Annotated in this window: 10 protein-coding genes; 4 read left to right on the top strand and 6 right to left on the bottom strand. The window is 72.1% G+C overall.

All coding sequences use genetic code 11. The features are described from left to right. Window positions 1-79 precede the first annotated feature (79 nt). Window positions 80-268: a hypothetical protein gene (locus ACWC1K_RS42230; protein ID WP_450838639.1), complete on the bottom strand. Its 189-nt coding sequence runs from the start codon at window positions 266-268 to the stop codon at window positions 80-82. Between the two features lie 841 nt (window positions 269-1,109). Here ACWC1K_RS42230 and ku point away from each other — a divergent pair. Then, window positions 1,110-1,871, top strand: a complete 762-nt coding sequence (gene ku / locus ACWC1K_RS42225; protein WP_450838637.1) for a non-homologous end joining protein Ku — start codon at window positions 1,110-1,112, stop codon at window positions 1,869-1,871. On the opposite strand, the gene ACWC1K_RS42220 is transcribed toward ku, so the two are convergent. Next, window positions 1,868-2,773 carry an FkbM family methyltransferase gene (locus ACWC1K_RS42220; protein WP_450838636.1) on the bottom strand — a complete coding sequence of 302 codons (906 nt, stop codon included), beginning with the start codon at window positions 2,771-2,773 and terminating at the stop codon, window positions 1,868-1,870. The genes ku and ACWC1K_RS42220 overlap by 4 nt on opposite strands. Window positions 2,774-2,871: 98 nt before the next feature. Between ACWC1K_RS42220 and ACWC1K_RS42215 the strand changes: the two genes are divergently transcribed. Then, window positions 2,872-3,390, top strand: a complete 519-nt coding sequence (locus ACWC1K_RS42215; RefSeq protein ID WP_450838634.1) for an ATP-binding protein — start codon at window positions 2,872-2,874, stop codon at window positions 3,388-3,390. Here the strand turns inward: ACWC1K_RS42215 and ACWC1K_RS42210 are convergent. Genes ACWC1K_RS42210 through ACWC1K_RS42195 form a run of 4 tightly spaced genes read right to left on the bottom strand, consistent with a single transcriptional unit; the run spans window position 3,348 to window position 7,313 of the window. Further along, a complete protein-coding gene (locus ACWC1K_RS42210) occupies window positions 3,348-4,244 on the bottom strand; it encodes a glycosyltransferase family 2 protein (RefSeq protein ID WP_450838632.1) in 897 nt (298 codons plus the stop codon). The two genes, ACWC1K_RS42215 and ACWC1K_RS42210, sit on opposite strands and share 43 nt — an antisense overlap. Beyond that, window positions 4,244-5,455: a hypothetical protein gene (locus ACWC1K_RS42205; RefSeq protein ID WP_450838630.1), complete on the bottom strand. Its 1,212-nt coding sequence runs from the start codon at window positions 5,453-5,455 to the stop codon at window positions 4,244-4,246. The genes ACWC1K_RS42210 and ACWC1K_RS42205 overlap by 1 nt, the downstream gene beginning before the upstream one ends. Next, window positions 5,452-6,159, bottom strand: coding sequence for a hypothetical protein (locus ACWC1K_RS42200; protein WP_450838629.1), 708 nt, complete (start codon window positions 6,157-6,159; stop codon window positions 5,452-5,454). Before ACWC1K_RS42200 ends, ACWC1K_RS42205 begins: the two co-directional genes overlap by 4 nt. Beyond that, window positions 6,156-7,313 (bottom strand): glycosyltransferase family 1 protein, encoded by a 1,158-nt coding sequence (locus tag ACWC1K_RS42195; protein ID WP_450838628.1) that lies wholly within the window; start codon window positions 7,311-7,313, stop codon window positions 6,156-6,158. The genes ACWC1K_RS42200 and ACWC1K_RS42195 overlap by 4 nt, the downstream gene beginning before the upstream one ends. 141 nt (window positions 7,314-7,454) lie before the next feature. On the opposite strand from ACWC1K_RS42195, the gene ACWC1K_RS42190 reads away from it, so the two are divergent. Together ACWC1K_RS42190 and ACWC1K_RS42185 are read left to right on the top strand one after the other, a co-directional pair. Then, a complete protein-coding gene (locus ACWC1K_RS42190) occupies window positions 7,455-8,426 on the top strand; it encodes a helix-turn-helix domain-containing protein (RefSeq protein WP_450838626.1) in 972 nt (323 codons plus the stop codon). Beyond that, the gene (locus ACWC1K_RS42185; protein ID WP_450838625.1) at window positions 8,423-8,992 is read left to right on the top strand and encodes a peptide deformylase; all 570 of its coding nucleotides are present in this window, start codon (window positions 8,423-8,425) and stop codon (window positions 8,990-8,992) included. Before ACWC1K_RS42190 ends, ACWC1K_RS42185 begins: the two co-directional genes overlap by 4 nt. Window positions 8,993-9,601 lie beyond the last annotated feature (609 nt).

Below are 9,601 nucleotides of genomic sequence, written 5' to 3'. Positions count from 1 at the left end.
AATCGGACGACGGTTCATCCAGCCGAGTGAGGTAGAGTGACGGGAGCCGTCGGCCGAGGACCGGGAAGCCCCCACGGGCTCACGCGTGCGGCGTGAGATAGCGCAGCACGCCCATGCCGAGACCGGCGGTAGCGAAGAAGGCGGCCCCGCCGGATCCGGCGGCCGCGAGCGGCATGGAGCCGAGGGCGAAGACGGTGATGCCGGTCCCCAGCGCGACCACGACGGCCACCAGCAGGACCAGGGCCACGCCCATGATCTTGGACTGCAAGGATTCCCTCCCGGGCAGGAAGGGGTGGCCAAAGCCGATGCCGTCGCGGCAGCCGAGCCCGACCACCCCTGTTGGCGTCGTACAGACAGGTGTGATCAACACGAGCGCGGCCGACTCGCACTCGTAGGGCGCTGGCTGCCTGCTGTCTTCGCTCCGTACGGACGTGTACGACTGCCTTCGGACGCACAGGGAAAGCTCCGGGCGCAACTCCCCTTCCATGCCGGCGGGGACGCACTCGAAGTCTACGTGCCGGGACTGACACCCGGGCGCTCGCTGCCGGGCCGACGGGCCGTCAGCGGAGTCACCCCACCAACTCACCTCTTAAGAGGTGAGTTGGTGGTACGAGGCCGAAGTCAGCCGATGGCCTTCTGCCTGCGATGTGGCACCCTGGTAGATAGCTCTCGTCGGGACTGCCCGACAGGCGGTTCATGGCCGCCGGAGGGCACGCCGAGGTCCGCATCCATTCATGCGGTGGAACCGACTGACGGAAAAATTCCGTTGGATCGGGCGATGACCTCTGCGGTAAGCCGCCCCGTCAGTGCGGAGATCAACTAGCACTGATGGAGTCGAGCCGTGGCGGCCATACTGCCATTCCTCTCTCGTGTCCCCCTTCTGGTCTGGGCGCTTCTCGCGGTAGCAGGGCTCTACCTGCTGTTGATCGTGGTCCTGTCGGTCACCGCGGTGTACTCCAAGAAGCCCGCGCGTCGACGTGCGGCCGCCGACATGGTTCGGGTTCTGTGGATTGCTCGAACCAGGGGAGAGTGAATGGCACACGCCGCCGACATCGTGTCCCGTGATGGCCTGACGTGCGTCAGCCGCAGGTCAGCGGTCCCATGGAGACATGGCGACCACGATGTCCGTGTCGTTCGGCCTGGTCTCCGTGCCCGTCCTGGTGGCGCCCGCGACGGAAGACCACCGCATCCGCCTGCATGAGGTGCACCGGCGCTGCGGAGGGCGTGTTCGACACCGCCGGGTGTGTGAGCTGGACGGCCAGGAGGTCGCCTATGCGGAGGTGGCGCGCGGCGTGGAGGCGCCGGACGGCACGATGACGGTGGTGGACGATGCCGCGCTGGAGCGGTTGCCGCTGCCGACCCGGCACGTCATCGAGGTACTCGGGTTCGTCCCGGGCGACACCATTGACCCCATCTCCTACCAGCGCGCGTACTACGCCCGCCCCTCTGGTGCGGCCGCCGAGCGTCCCTACGAGGTCCTCGTCGCCGCGCTGGCCCGGACCGGGCTGGTGGGGATCGCCAAGACCGCCATCAGCTCACGCGAGCGGCTGGCCGTGCTCCGGCCACGGTCCGGGGTGCTGACGGTTCACACCGTGTTTTGGCCGGACGAGATCCGGGAGCCGGGGCCTGCGCCCACGCTCCCGGTCACCGACCGCGAGCTGGAGCTTGCCGAGGTGCTGCTGACCCAGCTGCTGGGCATCGACCCCTCTGCCGTGCGTGATGAGTACAGCGAGGCCCTGAACCGGCTCGTCGCCGCGGTGACCGCGGGCAGGGAGCTGGAGGCGCCGGCCGGGCCGCGCGAGCCTCCCCAGGATCTGATGGCGGCGCTGGAAGAGAGTATCCGTGCGTCACGACGCAGCAGGCCCAGCTAGCGCAGGGTCTCGACGTCCCGGCGGGAGAAGACCAGATCGCTCATCTCCGTGACGGGACCGCGCCACCGCACCGGCGGGAGGGGCCGCCGCAGGGCGGCCGGGTAGCTGCCTGCGGCGTAGTCGTTGGCCATCCGGTAGACGTGGAACCCGTGCGCGGTGAGGGGGCCGAGGACGTCGTCGACCGTGTGGCCCTGCTTGGCCAGGGTCTTGGGGGTGACCTCGATGACCAGTTCGGCGTCGTCCCGCAGGCTGTCCAGGACCGGGGTGAGCCCGCGCACGGCCGCGGCCTCGCCTCCCTCTACGTCGATCTTGATCAGCCGGGCGGTGGCGAGCTCCTCCGCCGTGAGCAGGGTCGGCAGCGGTGCGGCGTCGGCCTCGAAGGAGGCCTCCACGGTGCGCGGGCGGACGGCGGTGGTGCCGCCGAGGTTGGTGGCCCGTTCCAGGTAGAAGGTGAGCCGCCCGGGTCGGTCGGAGACGGCGGTGTTGATCGTGCGGACGTTGGTGCACCCGTTGGCCGCGAGGTTCACGGTCAGGGCCTGGTGGAAGGCCGGGGACGGCTCGATGGCCACGACACGGCCCGCCGGGCCGACGAGTCGGGAGGCCAGCAAGGTGTAGTAGCCCGTGTGCGCGCCCACGTCCACCACGAGGTCGCCCGGGGCGAGGCGGGAGCGCACCCAGGCCGTCAGGTGCGGTTCCCACACGCCGTGGAGCCACAGGTAGCGCTGGATGACGTCGCTGGTCGCCACGGGGAAGACCATGCCGTCGCGGGTGCGGGCGGTCGCGTGGACGGGGTGGTGCTTGAGGTGGTCGCTCAGCCGGGCGGCCAGTGGGCCGGTGCCGAGGCAGCGGGGCAGGTGGCGGACGTACGCGCGCAGGGCCTGAAGTACGGGCAGAGGAGTCACGGCAGGCTCCGGGTGAGGGCGCGGCGATCTGACCGCGCGGGACGGCGGAGGGTGGCAGGCTGGATCAAAGAGCGGTTCCCGCGGCGAGAGGAGCGTTGGTGAAGGCGGCGGTGTCCGGTCAGAAGCCGAGTCCGGTGGCGTATCTGCTGGTCGGGCTGACCGGGTCGGGCAAGACCACGTACGCACTGCGGCACTTGGAGCCGTCCGGGGCGGTGCGGCTGTCCGTGGACGAACGGGTTCACGAGAGGCACGGCCGCTACGGCGTCGACTACCCCGAGCGCCGGTACTTCGAGCTGGAGGCGCCCGTGGTCGCCGAGGTCCGCGAGGAGCTGGTGGCGCTGATCGCCGCCGGGCGGGACACGGTTCTGGACCACGGGCTGTGGCTGCGCTCGGACCGCGAGGAGTGGAAGAAGCTCGTCGTCGAGGCGGGCGGTACGCCCCGGCTGCTGTACTTCCCGGTGCCGCGCGAGGAGCTGCTGAGGCGTCTGTCCGAGCGCAACGCGCGTGAGGACGCGAACGCGCTGACCGTCACCCCGGAGGCGCTGGACGACTTCTTCGCCCGGTTCGAGCCCCCTCACGATGAGGGTGAGGAGATCATCGAGCCCGGTTCGTTCTGACCCGGCGCCGGGGTCGGCGGCCGCCACGTGGCGACCAGCCGGGTCGCCTCCAGCGTCCACCAGTCGGGTACGGCGGCCAGTGAGACGGGCCGGAAGTTCAGCCGCGGGGAGTCGACGGCGATCCGTCCGCCATGCCGCTGAAGGTGCTCCAGCAGCCTGCGGGCCTCCGCCAGACGGGCCGGTGAGGCGGTCTTCCAGGTGCCGTCTGCCGAGTGCTGTGCGCGCCGCTCGACATCCTGGCGGACGCCGTCGCGCCACTTGAAGTGGTGGACCACGACGGGCCGGTTGGCGGGGCGGTGCCCCGGTGCGCGGTGGTTGCCAGACGCCACGGGCACGCTGGAGTGCGCGAGGACAATCTTGCGGGGGTCGCCGCGCAGCAGGTGGTGGGTGAGGAAGGCGCCGAGCGGATACGACGCGTCCAGGCCCTGGGCCGGGTCCCAGCCGGTCAGGGAGCCGTCGGCGGCGACCCGGTCGAGCATCAGCCCGCCCACAGTGCCGGTCCCCGAGGCCTCCGCCGCGGCGATCACCTCGGCGAGCGGGGCGGGATAGGCGTGGAGTTCGTCGGAGTCGGCCAGCAGGTGCCATCCGGCGCCGGCACGCTCGCGCAGGGCGTCCCGCAGCCGGGGGTTGGTGTGCTCGTGCCACGGCCCGTCGCTCACCGCGTCCGGGACGATGCCGAGCTCACGGCAGGCGGCCTGCACCTGGTGGCGCCGGTCGGCGTCGACGTGGTCGGGGAAATGGAAAGCCAGGTGGAACCGCTCGATCCCAAGCGTGCGGTAGTGGGTGACCCACGCGGTGAGCAGGGCGGGTTCGACGGGCCCAACCACGGCGATCAGTGGGGGCAGGGCGGACATCAGCACTCCTTCGGGTTGGTGAGGAAGGCGGTCTGTTCGGCGGCCGTGGGCACGCCGAGGTCGGCGGCCGCGCACGTGGCGGGCCTCGGCAGCGGGGACCAGGCCAGGTCACGCAGGACGTCGGCGAGGGCGGCGCCGTCCCCAGCGGGAAAGAGGCGCACCCAGTCCTGCCCGCCGAGGACCTTGGTCAGGTGCGGGTCGTGGTCGGAGACGATCAGGGGGACGCCCAGGCGTACGGCGTCGACGACCAGCCCGGATTCCTTGGCCACCCCGCTGCGGCGGGCGACCAGGGCCGCGTCGGCGGCCGCGTACGCCTGCCTGACCACCGTCTCGGGGACGGGCCCGGGGCGGGTGTGCAGGCGGACGTGCGGTAGGGCCGCCCACGTCTTGAGCAGGGTGTGGGTGGTCGGGCCGCCGACGACCAGCACGTGCACGGGGACGTCGAGCCGGGCGAGGGCGGCGTCGACGACGCCCGTGTCCTTGTAGGGCCACCAGCCGCCGACCAGGCACACGGCCGCCTCGTGGGGCGGGATACCGAAGGCCTCCCGGGCCTGTCGGCGGTCGGTGTCGGTGAGCCGGTCGGCGGGGTCGGCGACCGCGAACGGCCGTACCCGAAGCGGCAGGTGGGGGAAGCGGGCCGCCAGGTCCTCGCGTACGGCGTCGGTGGGGGCGAGCACCCTGACCCGGCGTTCGCCCCGGCGGGCCAGGCGTCCGAGGAGGCGGAGGGCGGTGTCCTCCGTGGTGACCAGCTCGTGCACGAAGCGGACGTGGTCCCCGCCCAGCAGCCCGGTGGCGCCGTGCAGGGCCTCGCTCGCGCTGAGCACCACCACCGTGCCCGCACCGCCGGTGAGGCGGCGGCCGGTGCGGACGCAGGCAGCCTCGGCCAGGCAGCGGGCCAGCAGCGTGACCTGGTGCGGGAGGCGGCGTACGACCACAGGCCAGCGGCGGCAGGCGAACGCCCGCCCGGCGGCCGCCGCCAGCACCGCGGCGTACGCGCCGGCCGCCGCCAGCATTCCGGGCAGGGCGCCGGTGGGGACGGCCACCCGGGCGCCCGCCGAGAGGAGGGCGGCCCGGGTGGCCGGGGCGATGCCGTAGGGGGCGACCACGACCGCATCGCCGTGCGCGGCCGCGAGCGCGGTCAGGGCGTGTTCGCGGTGGCCGCCGGGCCGGTGGGCGCCGGACTCGACGAGCACCAGGGCCGCGGCGGTCATCCGGCGATGGCCTGTTCGCCGTGTCCGGCCGTGAACCGCTGGGCCAGCCATGCGGGGTCGTTGAGCTTGTCGAACTGAGCCGGGGCGCGGGCGGCTTCGTGGGCGAAGTCGACGCCCTCGCGGGCGCCGGAGACGGCGAACTCGGCGAACTCTCCTTGACCGCCCGCGGTCCATGCGGCGATCCGCTCGGCGGCCTCGGCGTCGTCCATGCCGTACTCGCTGCCGCGGGCGAGCATCGCGCACTCCCGAAAGCCCGCCTTCCAGGCGTGATACGGGGACTGGTTGATGCGGGTGGTCCCGGCGATGTCGGCGGTGAACTCACACCGGCCGGGCAGGGCGGCCAGCACGTCGACCGCGTCGCCGAGCTCCCGCAGCGCCGATCGACGGATCAGCTTGAGCCCGCCGTAGCCGTAGATCAGTCCGTTGAGCGGGTTGCGGGCCCGCCACACCCGCATCGACACCCCGTCCGCCAGGGGCTCGACGGCGGGCAGGGCGAACTCCGTGGCGAGCACGAAGTCGCCGTCGGCGAGCAGGAACTGTTCGTGGTCGACGACCTCGGCAGCCAGCCGGTAGGCCCGGCGCATCCCGTGCACGCCGTGCAGTCGCTTGACCGGCGTCCCGAGGATCCGCTGGAGGCGGGCGTGCAGCCTGTCGGCGAGCGGTTCGTCGTAGGAGAGCATCACCGCGTCGAACAGCGCCGTCATCGCAGGGCCTCCAGGTAGCGGGCCGCCACGGCGGCGGGGGTGAGATCAGCGGTGGCGGCGTGGGCGCGCTTGGCGTGCACCCGGTAGAACTCGCCGTCGGTGGCGAGCCGGGTCGCGATGGCCACGGCCTGGTCGGCGCTGGTGAACAGAAGCTCGTGGTCGATGTGCTCGGCCAGCCACCCGGTGCGCGGGGCGATGACCGGCAGGCCCATGCCCTGGCAGTCGATGACGGACATCGACCAGGGGCAGCCGGGCCGGAACGGGGCGATCCCGAAGTGCGCCTCGGCCAGCAGGTTGCGGTAGCGGACGCGGTCGCCCCGGTCGGTGGCGATCGTGACGCCGTCGAGGGCGGCGAGCTCGTCGCGGTGGTGCTCGGGGCTCGGGTCGAGGCGGACGCGTTGGGGGCTGCGGGTGCCGAACAGGTCCATGACGGTCAGCCGCACCGGGGCCTCGGCGACCAGGCGGCGGGCCAGGGCGGTGAACGCGGGCGTGCCGTAGTGGGCGTAGAGCCGGTGGTTGTAGATGGCGTGCGCGGTGCCGTCCGGTGCGGCGACGTCGGCGGGGTCGCGCACCAGGCGCTCGTCGCGCGGGGCGGGCACGATGTGCAGCTTCTCCGTGAGCTCCACGCTCATCCGGGCGGCGGCCGCCGTTGTCCAGGACGCGGCGGTGGACGAGTGGACCAGGACGCGGTCGCAGGCCGCGAGCCCGGCGGAGAAGGCGAGCATCACGCTGCGCCCGAGCCCGCCGTCGTCCAGTGACGGGTCCGGCAGGAGGCGGCCGTCGTCGGCGAAGGAGAACGGCAGGTAGTGGCAGTATCCGGCGATCAGCGCGTCCGTCCCGGTCTCCAGGAGGGCGGCCCGGATGGCGGGGGCGGCCTCGATCTGGTTGGCCACCACCACCTCCGGCCGGGTGCGCCGGATCAGGTCCGCCAGCCCGTCCAGGCCGGGGTCGAAGCGGGCCCGGTACTTCGTGGCCGGCGGCCGGGTGGGCTCGAAGCCGACCCGGGCGTCTCCGGTGGCGACCGGGGCCGCCACGGTCACCTCGGCTCCGGCGTCCGTCAGGGCCGGGGCCAGCAGGTCGGCGAAGGTGAAGCCGGAGTCGGCCGACAACCGGTTCGGGTTGGAGACGTTGAGCAGGTACAGCAGGCGCGGCATGGCGCATCCCCTCTCTCACCGGCCGCGGGGGTCGGGCCGGTGAGAGGAGGAAACCGGCGGCGCGCATGGCGACAGAATGGTGAACTGTGCTCACTCACGGTTCACTCACGCACTCAACACCCAAGCAGGGCGGGGGCTTTGATGGACGCGCACGACGCGGGCACCGTGGAAGAGGCGGCTGCCAACTTCGCCGCCGAGATCGCCTACTGGCGCGAGGTGCGGGGTATGCCGAAGAAGGCGCTCGCCGAGCTGATGGGGTTCCACCCCTCCTACGTCAGCCATGTGGAGTCCGGCCGGCACAAGCCGACCGCCGACTTCGCCCGCCGCGCGGACGAGACGCTGAACGCGGGCAAGGCGATCTGGCGCAGGTGGAACGAGTACGAGACGGCCCGCACCCGCCAGACCACCATGGCGGCCGCCGTGCCCGCAGCGCGGGTGACCGAGCAGCCGTACGCCACCGGCTCGGCGATCGTCGTCGAGCACGACGCCGCCCGGCTCGACTACGACGGCAGCCACTACCGGCTGACCATGCGCCGTCTGCTGCGCAACACCGGCACGGCCCCGATCACCCGCTACCTGATCCGCATCTCCGTCGACCGCTACCCCGGCGACCCCGAGCGCTCCAACGCCCACTACCGGATACACCCGTTGACCTGGGATGAGCTGGCGCTCACCGCGACGTGCCGGGGGGAGGTGATGCGCTGGGAGGCCAAGCACGACAGGGACGCCTTCAAAGAGGTCTGGCTGCTGTTCGACAACGACCAGGGCCGGTTCCCGCTCTACCCCGGCGATTCGGTGTGGATCGAGTACGCGTACACCGTCAGCGACACCAAGTGGGGCAGGTGGTTCCAGCGGGCCGTCAGGTTGCCCACCGAGCACCTCGAAGTCGTGCTCGCCTTCCCCGTCGCGCTCGATCCGGTGGTGTGGGGCACCGAGACCTCGATGACCGCCGAGGCGTCTCCCCTGCCCAGCGCCCCCGGCCGCCGGGAGGCGGACGGCATGCGCGTCTTCACCTGGTCGACCGGACGCCCGGCCCTGCACGCTCGCTATCGTCTGGAATGGAGGTTCCGGGCCCGGCCCGAACAGGACGTGAAGCAAGGGGAGTTCAAGTGACCGAGGTCCGTCCCAGTCAGCAGATGCGCGACCTCGGTGTCGTCCAGCGCGGCGCCCCAGTCCTGACCGAGACGGCCCGCCCGTTCGACCTGCCCAGGGAACGGGACACGGCCGAGCAAAGTGTGGATGCACTGTTTGCCGCCATGGAGCGGATCGGCCGGGTGCACCCCTTCGCCAAGGGCATGGGACTGGCGGCCCCGCAGATCGGCATCGGCCGTGCGGCCGCCGCCGTCCAGCCGCCCGACCCGGGCGCCGGCGCCATCGTCCTGCTCAACCCCCGCATCACCGAGGCCTGCGACGACACCGACGAGCAGTACGAGGGGTGCCTGTCGTTCTTCGACGTCCGCGGGATGGTTCCCCGCCCGCTGAGCATCACGGTCGAGACCACGACACTGGAGGGCGCCACCGTCACCACGGTGTACGAGCGGGGGCTTGCCCGGCTCATCGCCCACGAGATCGACCACCTCAACGGGATGCTCTACCTGGGCCGGATGCGGCCCGGCGTCGAGCCGATCCCGGTCGAGCAGTACCGGCAGACCGGCCGGTCCTGGGCCTACGACTCCTAGGGGCTAGCTGCTGGTTCTCCCACGACGAAGGCCCCGGACCGAGGTCCGGGGCCTTCTCCTTGACCAGCGATGCAGAGCAGTGCGCAGACCAAGTTGCGATCCTCACCCCGGGAGCCGTCCCGGGCTTTCGACCGCGCCGATGCTGCGCGGTGAGCCACGTGTGCGAATCTCACCTCAGTGGAGACGTACGTCCTCACGTCGTTGCGATCCATCTCCGCGAACGGAGCCACTCCCGCGTGTGCGCGTATCGGTGTTGCGATCCCTCAAAGGGCTGATGAGAGCCCACGCGCGGGTGCCCTCCAACCCTCTCGGGCTGAAGTGGTTCCCACCGTAGCAGCGCCCACCGACAACGGGGCCGCTTCCTCGCTCTTCCACCCTCACGGGTCAACTCACCCCAGAATCTCACCTCTTAAGAGGTGAGTCGTGGGTGCCGCGGACTACCGGCCCGTCGCACATACGAGCCCCGGCGGAGCGGTAGATCGCTACGCTTGTCGCAGGTGCGGCGCTCCCCCCGTGGCGCCGCACCGACCTTTCACCGCCGATTTCCCCCGGTCGCGAGCTCCAGCGCGCCGACCCAACGAGCCCGGCTCCAGCCACCCAGGCCGCGGT

The sequence above is a fragment of the Streptomyces sp. NPDC001492 genome (assembly GCF_053597275.1).
The sequence above is the reverse complement of the archived record's forward strand: the minus strand, read 5'-3'. Positions and strand labels throughout refer to the sequence as shown.

Coding starts and splice junctions, on each gene's coding strand:
- ACWC1K_RS42200 (WP_450838629.1), bottom strand. CDS start 6,159: ATGACGGCGCTGTTCGACGCGGTGATGCTCTCCTACGACGAACCGCTC.
- ku (WP_450838637.1), top strand. CDS start 1,110: ATGGCGACCACGATGTCCGTGTCGTTCGGCCTGGTCTCCGTGCCCGTC.
- ACWC1K_RS42205 (WP_450838630.1), bottom strand. CDS start 5,455: ATGACCGCCGCGGCCCTGGTGCTCGTCGAGTCCGGCGCCCACCGGCCC.
- ACWC1K_RS42210 (WP_450838632.1), bottom strand. CDS start 4,244: ATGTCCGCCCTGCCCCCACTGATCGCCGTGGTTGGGCCCGTCGAACCC.
- ACWC1K_RS42195 (WP_450838628.1), bottom strand. CDS start 7,313: ATGCCGCGCCTGCTGTACCTGCTCAACGTCTCCAACCCGAACCGGTTG.
- ACWC1K_RS42190 (WP_450838626.1), top strand. CDS start 7,455: ATGGACGCGCACGACGCGGGCACCGTGGAAGAGGCGGCTGCCAACTTC.